The organism is Ruegeria sp. BB9 (assembly GCF_056539345.1).
Map to the genome: position 1 here is coordinate 121,359 of NZ_JBQFUU010000005.1, position 14,980 is coordinate 136,338.

16 protein-coding genes are annotated in these 14,980 nt (G+C 58.5%); 8 read left to right on the forward strand and 8 right to left on the reverse strand.

The features are described from left to right. Positions 1 to 76 precede the first annotated feature (76 nt). The 5 genes from rpsT to recF all read left to right on the forward strand — a co-directional run bounded on the left by rpsT (position 77) and on the right by recF (position 4,777). Entirely contained in the window at positions 77 to 340 is a 264-nt protein-coding gene (gene rpsT / locus ACR0FC_RS16300; protein ID WP_170342398.1) for a 30S ribosomal protein S20, read from the forward strand. Between the two features lie 238 nt (positions 341 to 578). After that, positions 579 to 788: a hypothetical protein gene (locus ACR0FC_RS16305; protein ID WP_170342396.1), complete on the forward strand. Its 210-nt coding sequence runs from the start codon at positions 579 to 581 to the stop codon at positions 786 to 788. A 94-nt stretch (positions 789 to 882) separates the two neighbouring features. Further along, positions 883 to 2,274 (forward strand): chromosomal replication initiator protein DnaA, encoded by a 1,392-nt coding sequence (gene dnaA / locus ACR0FC_RS16310; protein WP_170342394.1) that lies wholly within the window; start codon positions 883 to 885, stop codon positions 2,272 to 2,274. Positions 2,275 to 2,495: 221 nt separating this feature from the next. Then, positions 2,496 to 3,617, forward strand: a complete 1,122-nt coding sequence (dnaN, locus tag ACR0FC_RS16315; protein WP_170342392.1) for a DNA polymerase III subunit beta — start codon at positions 2,496 to 2,498, stop codon at positions 3,615 to 3,617. A gap of 59 nt (positions 3,618 to 3,676) precedes the next feature. Continuing rightward, positions 3,677 to 4,777, forward strand: a complete 1,101-nt coding sequence (recF, locus tag ACR0FC_RS16320) for a DNA replication/repair protein RecF (RefSeq protein ID WP_170342390.1) — start codon at positions 3,677 to 3,679, stop codon at positions 4,775 to 4,777. Positions 4,778 to 4,782: 5 nt separating this feature from the next. Here the strand turns inward: recF and ACR0FC_RS16325 are convergent, their stop codons facing one another. After that, positions 4,783 to 5,349: a carboxymuconolactone decarboxylase family protein gene (locus tag ACR0FC_RS16325; protein WP_170342388.1), complete on the reverse strand. Its 567-nt coding sequence runs from the start codon at positions 5,347 to 5,349 to the stop codon at positions 4,783 to 4,785. A 97-nt stretch (positions 5,350 to 5,446) separates the two neighbouring features. On the opposite strand from ACR0FC_RS16325, the gene ACR0FC_RS16330 reads away from it, so the two are divergent. Together ACR0FC_RS16330 and gyrB are read left to right on the forward strand one after the other, a co-directional pair. Further along, positions 5,447 to 6,019, forward strand: a complete 573-nt coding sequence (locus tag ACR0FC_RS16330; RefSeq protein WP_170342386.1) for a TetR/AcrR family transcriptional regulator — start codon at positions 5,447 to 5,449, stop codon at positions 6,017 to 6,019. Positions 6,020 to 6,144: 125 nt separating this feature from the next. Beyond that, the gene (gene gyrB, locus ACR0FC_RS16335) at positions 6,145 to 8,562 is read left to right on the forward strand and encodes a DNA topoisomerase (ATP-hydrolyzing) subunit B (protein ID WP_170342384.1); all 2,418 of its coding nucleotides are present in this window, start codon (positions 6,145 to 6,147) and stop codon (positions 8,560 to 8,562) included. A 191-nt stretch (positions 8,563 to 8,753) separates the two neighbouring features. Here gyrB and ACR0FC_RS16340 read toward each other — a convergent pair whose 3' ends face one another. Beyond that, positions 8,754 to 9,668 (reverse strand): SdiA-regulated domain-containing protein, encoded by a 915-nt coding sequence (locus tag ACR0FC_RS16340; RefSeq protein ID WP_170342382.1) that lies wholly within the window; start codon positions 9,666 to 9,668, stop codon positions 8,754 to 8,756. Between the two features lie 195 nt (positions 9,669 to 9,863). Between ACR0FC_RS16340 and ACR0FC_RS16345 the strand changes: the two genes are divergently transcribed. After that, positions 9,864 to 10,622 carry a DUF4956 domain-containing protein gene (locus ACR0FC_RS16345; protein WP_170342381.1) on the forward strand — a complete coding sequence of 253 codons (759 nt, stop codon included), beginning with the start codon at positions 9,864 to 9,866 and terminating at the stop codon, positions 10,620 to 10,622. On the opposite strand, the gene ACR0FC_RS16350 is transcribed toward ACR0FC_RS16345, so the two are convergent. The 6 genes from ACR0FC_RS16350 to ACR0FC_RS16375 all read right to left on the reverse strand — a co-directional run bounded on the left by ACR0FC_RS16350 (position 10,623) and on the right by ACR0FC_RS16375 (position 14,958). Further along, positions 10,623 to 11,486, reverse strand: coding sequence for a metallophosphoesterase family protein (locus tag ACR0FC_RS16350; RefSeq protein WP_367646667.1), 864 nt, complete (start codon positions 11,484 to 11,486; stop codon positions 10,623 to 10,625). Between the two features lie 67 nt (positions 11,487 to 11,553). Further along, positions 11,554 to 12,987, reverse strand: a complete 1,434-nt coding sequence (locus ACR0FC_RS16355) for a hypothetical protein (protein WP_170342377.1) — start codon at positions 12,985 to 12,987, stop codon at positions 11,554 to 11,556. Positions 12,988 to 13,006: 19 nt separating this feature from the next. Then, entirely contained in the window at positions 13,007 to 13,651 is a 645-nt protein-coding gene (locus ACR0FC_RS16360; protein WP_170342375.1) for a protein-tyrosine phosphatase family protein, read from the reverse strand. Between the two features lie 118 nt (positions 13,652 to 13,769). Beyond that, positions 13,770 to 13,943 carry a hypothetical protein gene (locus tag ACR0FC_RS16365; RefSeq protein ID WP_170342373.1) on the reverse strand — a complete coding sequence of 58 codons (174 nt, stop codon included), beginning with the start codon at positions 13,941 to 13,943 and terminating at the stop codon, positions 13,770 to 13,772. A gap of 42 nt (positions 13,944 to 13,985) precedes the next feature. Further along, positions 13,986 to 14,291 carry a hypothetical protein gene (locus ACR0FC_RS16370; protein WP_170342371.1) on the reverse strand — a complete coding sequence of 102 codons (306 nt, stop codon included), beginning with the start codon at positions 14,289 to 14,291 and terminating at the stop codon, positions 13,986 to 13,988. A gap of 52 nt (positions 14,292 to 14,343) precedes the next feature. Then, positions 14,344 to 14,958, reverse strand: a complete 615-nt coding sequence (locus ACR0FC_RS16375; protein WP_170342370.1) for a hypothetical protein — start codon at positions 14,956 to 14,958, stop codon at positions 14,344 to 14,346. Positions 14,959 to 14,980 lie beyond the last annotated feature (22 nt).

Sequence of the window (14,980 nt, forward strand, 5' to 3'; positions counted from 1 at the left end):
GTGATTTCTGATCCGGTGCGGGTAATTCCGTGACGTGCAACCCTAGACAAACGTACCGAACAAAGGTCAGAGACACATGGCAAACTCGCCCCAGGCAAAGAAGCGCGCTCGTCAGAACGAGAAGCGTTATGCAATCAACAAAGCCCGTCGCTCGCGCATCCGCACCTTCCTGCGCAAAGTCGAAGAAGCAATCGCATCCGGCGACAAGGACGCGGCAACCGCCGCTCTGCGCGCGGCCCAGCCCGAGCTGATGCGCGGCGTCGCCAAAGGCGTGTTCCACAAGAACACCGCAGCCCGCAAGATGTCGCGCCTGTCGGCGCGCGTCAAGGCGCTGGGTTGACCTAGCGTCAACACTTGCTGGTTCATTCCAGTTTCGAAGGCGTCGCCCTGTGCGGCGCCTTTTGCGTTGTTGCCAGAATGCCGCGCCTTCACGAAACCGAGAGATTCTTTCGCCCAAAGACCCGAGTCAATATCAGAGTTTCGTTGCCCGGCCCCACTGCCTCTTGCTACGACAGTTTCAGCGATTCACTCGCTTGGGGGGACAGGCTGTTCCTGCGATCGGACTGACGGGCATCAGAATGATCCAGGGGCGAATGTCGGCAACCGGTGCCAACCGGTTTGACGATCTGCTGCGGATCTCGGCTGCTCCGATGATCTTGGCCCTGTCGAAAACTGGAACTGCGTGGCGCAAACCGCGGTTTGGGCGGCTGTACTTTTTGGTCGTCGTCAAACAGGCAAGCGTCGTGACCACTGATATTCCCGCCGATTCTTGGGGTTTCGGCGACTGAATATCTGCGCGCGAGTGAACGCATAAGAACCGGGATACCGGTCACAATCATAAGGCCGATTAGGTCAAAAATATTGGGATGCGTGAGGCGCTGGATGACACAAGAAAAATGGGGACAACTGCGTAACAAATTGCTGAAGGCCGTGGGCCGGAACAATTTTACGACTTGGATTGAACCACTGGAATTTCAGGAATTGAAGGGAGGCGTGGCCGTATTTTCGGTTCCGACCAACTTCATGGGGAACTACGTCAGTCAAAATTTTGCAGACCTCATTCTGTACGAGCTGAACACGGCCGGAGAGTCGGTTCAGCGCCTGGCCTTCCGGGTGGCCGCCAACTCACCAGCGCGTCCCGCCGCCGCGGTCCAGCCGGTCGAAGACCAGCCCGAGCCGGTCAATATCGAGCTGGCACCGGAAAGCAACGGAACCAATGAGGCGCTCGAGTCGCTGCAGGCCGCGCCATTGGATGCACGTTTTACCTTCGACACCTTCGTCGTCGGCAAGCCGAACGAACTGGCCCATGCCGCCGCGCGCCGTGTTTCCGAAGGCGGCCCCGTCACATTCAACCCGCTGGTTCTGTACGGTGGGGTTGGGCTCGGTAAAACGCACCTGATGCATGCCATCGCCTGGGAGCTGAAGACCAAACGCCCCGAGCTCAACGTGCTATACCTGTCGGCTGAACAGTTCATGTACCGCTTCGTGCAGGCCCTGCGCGAGCGCCGGATGATGGATTTCAAACACCTGTTCCGCTCGGTCGACGTGCTGATGGTCGATGACGTGCAGTTCATCGCCGGCAAGGATTCGACGCAGGAGGAATTCTTTCACACCTTCAACGCGCTGGTGGATCAGAACAAGCAGATCATCATCTCGGCCGATCGCGCGCCGGGTGAGATCAAGGATCTGGAGGAACGGGTCAAGTCGCGTCTGCAATGCGGACTGGTAGTTGACCTGCACCCGACCGATTACGAGTTGCGCCTGGGCATTCTGCAGAACAAGGTGCAGCAATACGCCAAGACCTATCCCGACCTGAAGATCGCCGATGGCGTGCTGGAATTCCTGGCCCATCGCATCTCGACCAACGTGCGCGTTCTGGAAGGGGCGCTGACCCGGCTGTTCGCCTTTGCCTCGCTGGTCGGCCGCGAGATCGACATGGAGCTGACGCAGGACTGTCTGGCCGACGTGCTGCGCGCCTCGGAACGCAAGATCACCGTCGAAGAGATCCAGCGCAAGGTTTCCGACTATTACAACATCCGCCTGTCCGACATCATCGGTCCGAAACGCCTGCGGTCCTACGCCCGCCCGCGTCAGGTGGCGATGTATCTGTGCAAGCAGCTGACCAGCCGGTCGCTGCCCGAGATCGGCCGCCGCTTTGGCGGGCGCGACCACACTACCGTCATGCACGGCGTCAAACGCATCGAAGAGCTGAAGCTGACCGACGGTCAGATCGCCGAAGATGTGGAAATGTTGCGCCGGGCGCTCGAAGCCTGAGCCCCTGCAATTCGAAAAACCGTCCCGGCCCTGCGCGGGGGCGGTTTTTCTGTGCGCATTTTTCCACGATTTCCACGGAACTGGGGCGCAGGGCCGCTCGGGACCTTGACGGTTTGCGCGTTCCGACCCAGAAATCGGTAAAAAATCCTTGTGCCTCAGGGCTGAACCGCTAACTTGCCAGTCCCGCCCATGTAAGCACTCAAATCAGAGGAATTGAGGGTATGAAGATCAGCATCGAACGCGGCACGCTGCTCAAGGCCGTTTCGCAGGCCCAATCCGTTGTGGAACGCCGCAACACGATTCCAATCCTGGCCAACGTGCTGATCGAGGCCGAGGGCGATCAGGTTCTGTTCCGCGCGACCGATCTGGATATCGAGGTGGTCGACAAGGCCCCCGCGCAGGTCGAAAAGGCGGGTGCAACCACGGTTGCGGCAACGACCCTGCACGAGATCGTGCGCAAGCTGCCCGATGGCGCGCTGGTCACGCTGACCGCCGACAGTGCGGCTGGCCGGCTGACGGTCGAGGCGGGGCGGTCGAACTTCTCGCTGGCGACCCTGCCGAAAGAGGATTTCCCGGTGATGGCGTCCTCGGAATACCAGTCGAACTTCACCGCTTCGGCGGCCCTGCTGCGGCGGTTGTTCGACAAGTCGAAATTCGCCATCTCGACGGAAGAGACCCGGTATTACCTGAACGGCGTCTACATGCACGTGACGGATGGCCCCGAGGGCGGCAAGGTGTTGCGCTGCGTGGCCACGGACGGGCATCGCCTGGCGCGGATTGACGCGGATTGCCCCGACGGGGCCGCCGATATGCCTGGCGTGATCGTGCCGCGCAAAACGGTGGGCGAGTTGCGCAAGCTGCTGGAAGATGACGACATGGACATCGCGGTTTCGGTCAGCGAAACCAAGGTGCGCTTTGCCACACCCGACATCACGCTGACCTCGAAGGTGATCGACGGGACCTTCCCCGACTACACCCGCGTGATTCCGCAGAACAACACCCGCAAGATGGAAGTGGACGCGGCCGAGTTCGCCCAGGCTGTCGACCGGGTGGCCACCGTGTCGTCCGAGCGGTCCCGTGCGGTAAAGCTGCAGCTGGACGGCGACAAGCTGGTCCTGTCGGTGAATGCGCCCGACAGCGGCGCCGCCGAGGAGGAGCTGGCCGTGGCCTATGGCGACGAACGGCTGGAAATCGGCTTCAACGCCAAGTACCTGCTGGAAATCGCAAGCCAGGTGGACCGCGAGAACGCGGTGTTCCTGTTCAACTCGGCGGGCGATCCGACCCTGATGCGCGAAGGCAATGACCAGAGCGCGGTCTATGTCGTGATGCCGATGCGCGTCTGATCGCGCGGGCGCGGGATGCGTCCGGCGCGCGTGTTTGTGCAAGGATGAAGGGAGGGGTCATGGCTTTGGCCCTGACCGAATTGACGGTCTCGCATTTTCGGTCGCACAAGCTGGCGCGCATGGCGCTGGACGGGCGGCCGGTGGCCTTGTACGGGCCGAATGGGGCCGGCAAGACCAATATTCTCGAGGCGGTATCCCTGTTTTCACCCGGCCGCGGCATGCGCCGGGCCAGTGCCGCCGAGATGACGCGTCGGCCCGAGGCGCTGGGATGGAAGCTGAGCGGGTTGCTGGACGTTCAGGGCCGCCGATCCGAGATCGAAACCTGGTCGGAAGCCGGTGCAGCGCGGCAGGTTCGGATCGACGGAAAGGCAGCCAGCCAGATCGATCTGGGCAAGCTGGCGCGGGTCGTCTGGCTGATGCCCGCGATGGACCGGCTTTGGATCGAAGGCGCCGAAGGCCGGCGGCGGTTTCTGGACCGGGTGACGCTGAGTTTCGACCCAAGCCATGCCGAGGCCGCCTTGACCTACGAAAAGGCCATGCGCGAACGGAACCGCCTGTTGAAAGAGCAGGTGCGCGATGCGCCTTGGTACGCCGCGCTCGAGGCCCAGATGGCCGAAACCGGGCATCGCATTCATACTGCGCGGCTGGGTGCTCTGGCGCAGTTGCGTGCGGCGCAGGAGCAAGCCGAGACCGCATTTCCCTCGGCGGAACTGGAACTTGTTCAGTCCGAAGGGGACATGCCCGAAAGCGCGCAGGATCTGTTCGAGGCGCTGGCCGAAAGCCGGTTCCGCGACCTGTCGGCGGGGCGCACATTGGTGGGGCCGCACCGGTCGGATCTGTACGGGGTTTTTGCCGCAAAAGGCGTTGCGGCCAGTGAATGTTCGACCGGAGAGCAGAAGGCGCTGCTGGTGTCGTTGATTCTGTCCAACGCGCGGGCGCTGGCCGCGCAGGTTGGAGCGCCGCCGATCCTGTTGCTGGACGAGGTGGCGGCCCATCTGGACGCGGACCGGCGGGCAGCGCTGTATGACGAAATCTGCGCGCTGGGGGCGCAGGCTTGGATGACCGGAACAGGCCCCGAGTTGTTCGCCGAACTGGGCGACCGGGCGCAGTCTTTCGTGGTCAATGACGCGGGTGACGGCTCGACCGTCACCCCCGACTGAGCGGATCAGGCCGGCTCGCTGGCTTTGCGTTCCCACAGGAAGGGACGCATCACCTCGTCCACCGGCGTCTGGGCCATGTGGTTGACGTAGTTCGACATGGTTTTCTGTGCCAGGCCCAGGATCACGTCCAGAACGGCGCGGTGCGAATAGCCCGCGTCGAAAAACGCCTGCAACTGCGCGTCGGTGACGTTGCCGCGCTGGTTCATCACCTGCATCGTGAACGTCCGCAGTGCTTCGAGCTTGGGCGAGGGCAGTGGGGTTTCATTGCGTAGCGCTTCGGTGATCTCATCCGAAACCTTCATCATCTTGGCGATGCCGGTATGGGCCGGAACGCAATAGTGGCATTCGTTTTCCACGTTGATGGTCTGCCAGACGACGGTTTTTTCGTCATTGTCGAAATCGGTCTGCAGGAACAGGTGGTGCAGGACCTGGTAAGCCTCAAGGTGCTGCGGGCTTTCGGCCATGACCTTGTGCAGGCCCGGCAGGCGGCCAAACGCGGCCTGCGACTTCTCGAGCAGGGGTTTCGAGCCTTCGGGGGCGGTGTTCAGGTCATGCGAGGGAAAATCGGCCATTTCGGGTCTCCTTTTCTGGCGGCTAAATCCGAAATAGGCTTTATTGAGTGATCGCTCAAGTATATATTTGAGTAATCGTTCAAGAATTGGTGATTACATGCCCCGCAAACCTGCCTATGACCGTGACGCGCTGATCGCGCAGGCCCGAGACCTGTTCTGGCGTCAGGGTTGGGCGGGCACGTCCCTGAAGGATCTCGAGCGTGCGCTGAAGTTGAAGCCAGGCAGCTTTTACGCCGCCTTCGGGTCAAAGGACGCCTTGTATGCCCTGACGCTGGAACGCTATGCGGATGAAGGCGTTGCCCGGCTTGAAGCCCTGGCCCGGGAACTGGGGCCGCTGGGTGCGCTGAAGGCCCAGCCGCGTTTGGTTGTCGAGGCCGCGAACGCGCCCGCAAAGGCCTGCATGCTGGCCAAGACCTATGCCGAGTTGAGCGCAAAGAATCATAACTTGGCGCAACTTGCTGCAGCCCATCTGTCACGGATGAAAACCTGCTTCGCCGATCTGTTCCGACAAGCGCAGGCGCAGGGGCAGATCGGCGCTGACCATGATCCCGAACGGCTGGCGGCGCGCTACCAGTCCGACTTGTTGGGCCTGCGCCTGTCGGCCGAGCGCGGCGATGTCGATGCCCGCCAAATCGCTGCTGATATTGCCGCCGATCTGGATAGATTGTGACCGTCTGAGGTCGGCCGATCAGCTCGGCCTGCGCCCGAAAGAACCGGCACAAAATCTGGGGGGATGACGTGACATTCCCCACCAGAGAACGTATAACTTACCAAAATAATATAGGTACTGACGGCATGTCCGAAGACGCACAGGCAAATCAGGAATACGGCGCAGATTCCATCAAGGTTCTCAAGGGGTTGGAGGCTGTCCGCAAACGCCCCGGAATGTATATCGGCGACACCGACGACGGGTCCGGTCTGCACCACATGGTGTACGAGGTCGTGGACAACGGCATTGACGAGGCTCTGGCCGGTCACGCCGACCATGTGACTGTCAAGATTCACGCAGATTCCAGCGTCTCGGTCAGCGACAATGGCCGCGGGATTCCGGTGGACATCCACCCCGAAGAAGGTGTCTCAGCGGCCGAGGTCATCATGACCCAACTGCACGCCGGCGGGAAATTCGACTCGAACTCGTACAAGGTGTCGGGCGGTCTGCACGGCGTGGGCGTTTCGGTGGTGAACGCTCTGTCCGATTGGCTGGAGCTGCGCATCTGGCGCAACGGCAAAGAGCATTTCGCCCGGTTTGAAGGCGGAGAAACCTCGGAGCATCTGAAAGTGGTCGGCGAATGCGGCGACCGGACCGGGACCGAGGTGCGGTTTCTGGCTTCGACCAATACGTTTTCGAACCTGGAGTATTCGTTCGAGACGCTGGAGAAGCGGTTGCGCGAACTGGCCTTCCTGAACTCGGGCGTTCGGATCATCTTGATTGACGAGCGGCCGGCCGAGCGGCTTGAGACCGAACTGTTCTACGAGGGCGGCGTCAAGGAATTCGTGAAATACCTCGATCGGTCGAAAACTCCGGCCATGCCCGAGCCCATCTATATCAAGGGCGAGCGCGACGATATCGGGGTCGAGATCGCGATGTGGTGGAACGACAGCTATCACGAAACCGTCCTGCCATTTACCAACAACATCCCCCAGCGGGATGGCGGCACGCATGTCGCTGGCTTCCGTGGAGCGCTGACCCGCACGATCAACAACTACGCACAGTCCAGCGGGATCGCGAAAAAGGAAAAGGTCAGCTTCACCGGCGATGATGCGCGCGAAGGCCTGACCTGCGTGCTGTCCGTCAAAGTACCTGACCCGAAGTTTTCCAGCCAGACCAAGGACAAGCTTGTCAGCTCGGAAGTGCGACCAGCTGTCGAAGGGTTGATGAACGAGAAACTGGCCGAGTGGTTCGAGGAGAACCCCAACGAGGCCAAAACCATCGTCGGCAAGATCATCGAGGCCGCCTTGGCGCGCGAAGCGGCGAGGAAAGCCCGCGAACTGACCCGACGCAAGACGGCGATGGACGTCAACTATCTGGCCGGCAAGCTCAAGGATTGCTCTGAGAAGGACCCGGCCAAAAGCGAAGTTTTCCTGGTCGAGGGGGACTCGGCCGGTGGATCGGCGCAGACCGGTCGCGATCGTCTGACGCAGGCGGTTCTGCCTTTGCGCGGCAAGATTCTGAACGTCGAACGTGCGCGGTTCGACCGAATGCTGTCCAGCCAGGAAATCGGCAACCTTGTGATGGCGCTTGGCACCGGTATCGGCCGGGACGAGTTCGATATCTCGAAGCTGCGCTACCACAAGATCGTCATCATGACCGATGCTGACGTGGACGGTGCACATATCCGGACCCTGTTGCTGACGTTCTTCTACCGCCAGATGCCCGAGTTGATCGAGGGTGGATATCTCTACATCGCGCAGCCGCCGCTGTACAAGGTTTCACGAGGAAAGTCAGAGGTTTACCTGAAGGATCAGGCGGCGCTTGACGACTATCTGATCAACCAGGGTGTCGAGGGCGCCGTGCTCAAGTTGGGCTCGGGTGAAGAGATCGTGGGTCAGGATCTGACCCGTGTGGTGGACGAGGCGCGTCAGCTCAAGCGCGTGTTGGATGCCTTCCCGACGCATTACCCGCGGCACATCCTTGAACAGGCCGCCGTTGCCGGGGCGTTTGTGCCCGGGGCGGTGGATGCCGACCTGCAGGGTGTGGCCGACAAGGTCGCGGCGCGGCTGGACCTGATTGCGCTGGAATACGAGCGCGGCTGGCAGGGCCGGATTACGCAGGACCACGGTATCCGACTGGCGCGCATCCTGCGCGGCGTCGAGGAAGTCCGCACGCTGGACGGTCCGATGCTGCGTTCCGGCGAAGCGCGCAAGACAGGCAGCTTTACCCAAAGCCTGCAGGACGTCTACAACCTGCCGGCCACATTGGTCCGCCGCGACCGGTCGCAGGTCATCCACGGCCCGCTGGATCTGCTGCGCGCCATCTTGGAAGAGGGCGAAAAAGGCCTGTCGCTCCAGCGCTACAAGGGCTTGGGCGAGATGAACCCCGATCAGTTGTGGGAAACTACGCTGGATCCGGATGCGCGGACACTGCTGCAGGTGCGTGTCGATGACATGGTCGAGGCCGATGACTTGTTCACCAAGCTGATGGGCGATGTGGTCGAGCCGCGCCGTGAGTTCATCCAGAAAAACGCGCTGAGCGTGGAAAACCTTGATTTCTAGTCGCTTCGAAAGACGACTGAACTGGCCAAACTGACGGCAGTTTTTTACTCGGGACGCTCCTACGGCCAAGAACGTGGCCTGGGAGCGGACCTGAACGAGCAGTTCTGAGTGGTGCGGATCAAGGAAGTTGGACCCAATGCGGGCTTGCTTGGCTAAGTCATCCCTTCTGTGTGAGTTCCGTACAATAGCGATCAAAACTCAGGGATATTGAAAACGTACAGGCGCGACTTATCGCCATCGTCTGTGAGGATGTAGAGAAGCCCTTTGGCCTCATCCAAGGCGATCCCTTCGGGGTGCTTTACGACCTTTCGGTCTCCGTTTTTCATATACGTCAGTTCGATCGTATCTGCTTTTCTCGTCTCTGGATCGTACAAAAAGATCTGGCGTCCCTTGTCGCTGAGAATCCACAGCACACCTGACACGGACCAAGCCAAACCGCTTACATCCAGTTCATCGTCATTCACGCGATCCGAGAGAAAACCAGATCCACGATCCAAAGGGATGACTTCCTGAATTTCAGTCAGGTCCGGTGAGACGACCAGCAACAGACGCGGTTGTCCTTCAATGACAACGAATACTCGCCCAGTGTCCGGATCGACGGTGATGCCCTCAGGCCCCTTGTTCAGTGGGTTGCCGACAAGCAGTTCGGCAGCGGCCGGGTACCCCTTGAGGGAGGCAAGTGGGACCCTTGTCAGTTGGATAGGGTCGGTTGGTTGAACGACCAATATCGATCGATCGGTTTCCTGAAGGAGCAAAACCGACCCATCTCTTCGCGACGCGACGCCCTCCAAATCTGATCCGGCCAAAGACGGCAACTGGAAGGAGTTTCCCAATACTCCGTCGATTCCAAGGAGGTGCAGTTTGGGCTCAGCGTCGCTTACAGACCACAGGAAGCCTTCAGCGTTGGACAGCGACAAACCGGAAGGTTCGGAAAATCCTTTTGATTTATCCGCCACCTTGAATCTATCGACCAGAACCAGATCAGCACTTTTTGCATAGGCAGAGCCAGACAAAGGCAAAAACGCTGCCGCTAGGAAGCTGGCCGCAAGAGCGGATCTTCCAAATTTGCAGAAGCGCCGTGAAACTTCAGGCTTTGACGGAAACACGTGCTTTCTGCCCTTCGATTTTCTCGTGTGTGTGACACACCCCTCTATCGCATTCGTATCACAACTTATCTGCGATGTCGGAAGAATGCGCTTTGAACTCTTTACCTGATCCTCCTTGTTGGGATTGACTTGTAAGGGGCGCGATTTGCGCGTGATGACGTGTACTGTCTGGGCACAAGCAGGAAGGACGACGATTTGAATACGATTTTCCCGTTTGTGACTGTGTTGTTGATGCTGCTGTTGCCCGCTGCGGCGATGTCGCAAATCGACCCGGCAACGATGCTTGCCGGGGCATCGGAATCGGAAATTCTGATCGAACGCAGATGGATCCAGTTTCGCGGCAAACAGGAACTGTATTTCTTTTCTCTTGATGTGCTGGTCACGATCATTCTGGCCGGCTTGATCGTCTATCATCCGGTGCGGCGTAAAGCCCGTAGAAGTGTCGGCGACATCGTCATGCCCAGGCTCTTCTTCCTCTATGCGCTGATCGGCATGGCGGTGGGATTCCTGGTCGTCCAGCACGGGTCCATGATCGGGTTCGTTATCTTCGGCATCGGCGCATTGCTCAGATTTCGCTCCAATTTGGATGATCCGATAGACACTGTCGAATTGATCGTCGTAACCGTTCTTGGGCTTGCGGTCGGGTTGGGCCTGCCGCTGATGGCCACATTGGTGGCGGTTGTCTGTTGGTGTTTCATTTGGCTCGGAGGGCGAAACAAGGGCGTTGAAATATCGCTTAAGGCTTCGGACGAAGAGCACTCATTGAACGTCAGCAGCGCCATTGAAGCCATGGCCGCAGATGCCGGCTGGAAGCTGATCAGAAAACACCATGTTCCCGGAAAATCCCGAATTTCGTTGCTTTTCATTACCTCGGGTGGGCTTTCCGAGGCCCGCATCGAAGAGATGATAAACGATTTGGTCCCCGAAAAAGTCGAGTTGAAACTCAGCTTCTAGTCATTTCACAAGGTCTAAACGTTTCAACACCGCATTCGGGGATCTGATCTCTGTCGGGAGCGACTTGAAGTCGACAGACCTTTCGAAATCCGGCCCTCGATATACTGCTATCCCAAACTCTCCGTTCGGCTGGAGGGTGACATGCGTGAAACTGTGAGGTGACCTGGCGCGATCACCGATTAGCCGCCGCGGGCCACCACCCAAGCAAGCTTGCGAGACATAGGCCACGCCGTCTTTCCAGCCAGGGTAGAAGGCATGATGGTGGCCAGACAGGTGCAGAACGACGCCGCTTTGCAGATAGATTTTTTCAAGCGCCGGGTCACCGATGATTTCGCGTTCGCGCTGGATCGCAAACGGCCACAGCGGGAGGTGGCTGAACGTGACAATCGGGTCTCCACCAGCCCCAAGTTGCTCAAGTTGGTCCTGCTGATCCCCGGATAGTGGTCCAAGGGTCGTGGCATCCAAGGACGCAAAGGTTATCCCCTGCATTTCAAACGCGTAGAAGAACGGATAGTCATCCGACATCAGGAAGTTGACGTCTGGTTTTCTGGGGCCCCATTCCTCGGCGTATATTTTTCTCTCGCGCTCAAACCCGCGATAGGCCGAGGCATCATGGTTTCCCGGCGTGACGGCGAATGGAATTCCGGCAGCCTCCAGCGGGTCGGATACCGCCTTGTGAAACGCTTTCCACATCTCTCTGACCTGCTTGTCTGAAAGGTTTGGGATGCGTTGCCCGGCGACCATGTCGCCCGTCGAAATCACCAGATCGGGATCAATCTCAATTATCCGTTTGATCGCCTTTTCGATGCGCGCATCGTATCTGACCGAGCCATAGCTGCCGTTCAGATCCGATATGACGATCACGTCCAAAGCGGCCGCTTTGCAGGCGAGCACGACCGTCCAAACGAACGCCGCGACAGTGATCGAACGCTTACGGATCATTGCAGTCCAGGCCCTCCGCCTCGGTAATTTTGTTCAAAAAGAAAGCGACAGGGTCCAAGTCAAACACCAGATCGCCTTTGGCACAATTGCTCTTGAGGATGGATGTTGCCAGCGCGGTGTTTTTGACGACCTGCGCAATCTGACGGTCCGACAGCCCAAAGCTTTGTGACAACCAGCCGTAAACCGGGCCTTGCGTTTGAAGGTCGCTGTTCAACGCAACCAGGCGCCGGTACGTGTTTGGAGAGAAATGCCGCATTTTCTCCAGCATCTGAGTGGATTTCGCGAAGTTGGCATATTCGACTCGCCCACCGGCATCGTTGTCGTTCAGATTGCTGCGTCGGATCAATATCGCATCGGCGGGAACGTCTCCATCATTCGGCTGATGGTGTTTCGTTTTCTTGTTCTTCAGTTTTCCGTCTTCGACCCAATACCAGTAGGGTGTGAAATCAATATTTCCAACACGGTCCTGCTGGCTGAAGATGAAGTCGAGCAGTACAATCTCGGTAAGCTCCTGCATCCAGAATGCCATCTGCTGGTCGCTGACATCGGGTCCGAGGTCCTTGTTGATCTGCCGGTCTTTTCGGCCTTCCCTGACACCCTCTGCAATGGCCTCGGGCAACGGTTTTGAAGACCGCAAGGCCAGGAAAGCGGGTGTTTCCTGAAAATCGCGATTTTGGCCTTTGCCCCAACCGGACTTGCGGGTGCCGTTGATTTCCGAGCCGTAGCGATGACCGGGGCTATCTAGCAGGACACCGTAAATCTGCGTTCGATCCGCGGTGAACAGATCATCCGTCGGTTGGTACGAGTTCGGGTCGGCATCCGCAGCCACGAAGACCCGCCAGCCTTCATGGTTCATGCGCCCGCCATGAGATCCACCGGAAATCGCAAGGCCGGGCTCTGCAACCTCGGTAAGATGCGCCTGAGCGTCCATGCTGCGCCAGACCGCCACCGGAACTTTCACCGTCGCGTCGAAATACCTTGAGAAATGGTAGTAGAGCAGCGACGAGGTGGAAAACGTTCCGCTTGTACCCTTCTGGTTCATGGTGGATTTGAATTTGGCCACTCTGCCCTTGGCCAGTTCTTTTGCCGACTTGCCCTCTTTGCAAGCGTTTCTCTCGAACTCAGAGCGGTTCCGCACGTAGGGTCCTTCCGAAATATCGTAGACGGCCATTCCTGGGCTGGTGCTCCAGGTTTTTGGACAAATAGCGATTTCGGGTGCATAGAAATCGATCTCGCAATAGGCAGTTTCTTCCTCAAGATCGCTGTTCTTGTACTCGCCCATTGGGACTTTTTCGATCCGAATGCAGCGTTCCGTAACACCATTGGGGCTAAAAAATGTCGTGGCCTCTCCGCGAACATCGTCGCTCGCCCACGAGGCAGTGGGTGCAATTAAAGCCAGTAACCCCAGAAGATTGAACCTCATTTAGTTAGTCCTCCCGATATCATTTGGGGCAAATCGCGGCCTGTTGTTCGGCGGAGATCTTCAAACTGGGGTCGACACTGAAGTTGGAGAATTTGGAGTCAATCCACTGGTCACACCCGCCCGAACATGGGGCCCCGTTTCGGGCATCATTCCAATACTCCTTGGCCCTTTCTTCCGTCCAACCGCAAAACTGAACAAGTGCCATTGCCGACAACGCGCCTGAGGAATGAACGCCCCACATACAGTGCACCAGGACAGGACCCTTTCCAGGATTCTCAATCACCTCGTGTATGGTGGCCATGACAGTGCTAGGTCGGGACGATCTGGCGCTCTGATAGTCAAAGGCTCCGTTCCCACAGCTGGTGCGGCCGTATTCGGTGTTCTTGCCGAAATCCGCGTAAAACCCGGTTGAAAACCCTTCATCGCAAAGTGTTTCGCGCTGAGCGTCACTCAGACCCGTTCGACCCTTGTCGCCGCCCTTGAAGCCAGAGCGATACAAAACCCCGCTTAGGACTGGGCGAAAGAAAGCGATGCCATCGACGCCTCCGTCGCTGCCCTTAGAAAGCATCTGGCTGTTGCTTGGGCCACCGTTTCGACTGGTGACGTCAGAATTCGCCGCGGTTGCCAGAACACCGATGAATATGAGGGACGTCAAAAACCGCATGCGTATTCCTTTCTGTTTTCAGCCAGCGATGCTCACGCTTTTCCTGCCGGCAGTCCCGCCGAGAGGCGCGTTCACGGTAACCAGGTCAGATCGGCGGTTGGCTTGCCGCCCTGAAGCCTTAGATCGGCCACACCAGATTGATGATAAATATGACCACGAAGTAGGCCAGAAAAGCTTTCCAGTTCCATTGGTGTTTGTTTTCTTCGTTGATCACGCCGGCCGATTTCAACGCCAGGTTGGTGATGATCAAGGCGACAACGATAACTGCCGCATGTGCCAGATCGAAATGCAAGTTGAAGCTCCTTTTTGCAGATTTGGGATTGATGAATGCGTGTCAGCAGTCACCTGACGGCAGCATCGCTACGTCCGAGTATCTTCCCTCAGATGTCGTGATCCGAGCACAAGCACCGGTCTCCTTGTTGAACCAGTACGAGGTCAGCCCTTCGCTTCGGATGAGTTCAAACCCGAGACTTTGAATGCCCATTTCAGCCTGACCTGCTCTTGCCCCTTCAAATGACGAAAGATCGCTGGAGCTGCCCACAACCGGTGCACTTGCGTCCACTGATCCGCCACTTTCGTCGCATCCTGCAAGCACAGAGGCACTGACCGCGCCGATCACCAATAGGATCTTGGATTTCATCTGTTCTTCCTGATTGTTTTGGAAATGCGGTTCAGGGTTTCAGGTCGATCACCTACTCAATTCCAAAAATGACGTTGTAGTCGACGGCAGAGTTGCCGCGGTTGATGACCTCGACAACATGATCGCCGGATTGCCACAGCTGTCCGCGATACTCCTTGTCCGCAGACATTAATCCCAACAGTTCCGACCCATCGGGGTTGCGAATGACGTAGTCCAAAGAGCCATTTCGCGGAGCAACGCGGACGTAAAGAAACTGTTCGTTCTTCGCGCCAAGAACGTATTGCTGCGATTCCCCTGGCGCGAGTTGGCCGACGAGCTCGGCGCCGGTGGACCCGGCATCGAATTTTACGCGCTGGCTACCTGTCGACCCGGCAGCGCCGTCCATGGCTCCGCCACCATCGTCCATCGCCTCGACAACCGACATCTCGCCAATGCTTCCGTCCTTGTACGCAATGCAGCGCCAAAGTGTTCCGCCCGCGTCACGCAGCATGACGAGCGTGCCGGCTTCCGAGAACTGTGAGCTTTCGATCGTGCCGGATTGGCCGTCCGGTCCACCGACCTGCCGCAGATGGTCGATACACGCGTCGTCGGCGTCTGACATGGCCAGGGCGGCTGTTCCGCTGATCGCAAGGGCGGGAGTTAGAAGGTTCAAAAAACTGCGTTTCATAAGCAGGTCCTCTGTCGGTCTA

What these genes read in the sequence shown, in the direction of transcription:
- ACR0FC_RS16325 (WP_170342388.1), bottom strand. Translation starts at nt 5,349, where the DNA reads ATGGCCGATTTTCCCTCGCATGACCTGAACACCGCCCCCGAAGGCTCG.
- rpsT (WP_170342398.1), top strand. Translation starts at nt 77, where the DNA reads ATGGCAAACTCGCCCCAGGCAAAGAAGCGCGCTCGTCAGAACGAGAAG.
- ACR0FC_RS16305 (WP_170342396.1), top strand. Translation starts at nt 579, where the DNA reads ATGATCCAGGGGCGAATGTCGGCAACCGGTGCCAACCGGTTTGACGAT.
- dnaA (WP_170342394.1), top strand. Translation starts at nt 883, where the DNA reads ATGACACAAGAAAAATGGGGACAACTGCGTAACAAATTGCTGAAGGCC.
- dnaN (WP_170342392.1), top strand. Translation starts at nt 2,496, where the DNA reads ATGAAGATCAGCATCGAACGCGGCACGCTGCTCAAGGCCGTTTCGCAG.
- ACR0FC_RS16355 (WP_170342377.1), bottom strand. Translation starts at nt 12,987, where the DNA reads ATGAGGTTCAATCTTCTGGGGTTACTGGCTTTAATTGCACCCACTGCC.
- ACR0FC_RS16330 (WP_170342386.1), top strand. Translation starts at nt 5,447, where the DNA reads ATGCCCCGCAAACCTGCCTATGACCGTGACGCGCTGATCGCGCAGGCC.
- ACR0FC_RS16370 (WP_170342371.1), bottom strand. Translation starts at nt 14,291, where the DNA reads ATGAAATCCAAGATCCTATTGGTGATCGGCGCGGTCAGTGCCTCTGTG.
- recF (WP_170342390.1), top strand. Translation starts at nt 3,677, where the DNA reads ATGGCTTTGGCCCTGACCGAATTGACGGTCTCGCATTTTCGGTCGCAC.
- ACR0FC_RS16375 (WP_170342370.1), bottom strand. Translation starts at nt 14,958, where the DNA reads ATGAAACGCAGTTTTTTGAACCTTCTAACTCCCGCCCTTGCGATCAGC.
- ACR0FC_RS16360 (WP_170342375.1), bottom strand. Translation starts at nt 13,651, where the DNA reads ATGCGGTTTTTGACGTCCCTCATATTCATCGGTGTTCTGGCAACCGCG.
- gyrB (WP_170342384.1), top strand. Translation starts at nt 6,145, where the DNA reads ATGTCCGAAGACGCACAGGCAAATCAGGAATACGGCGCAGATTCCATC.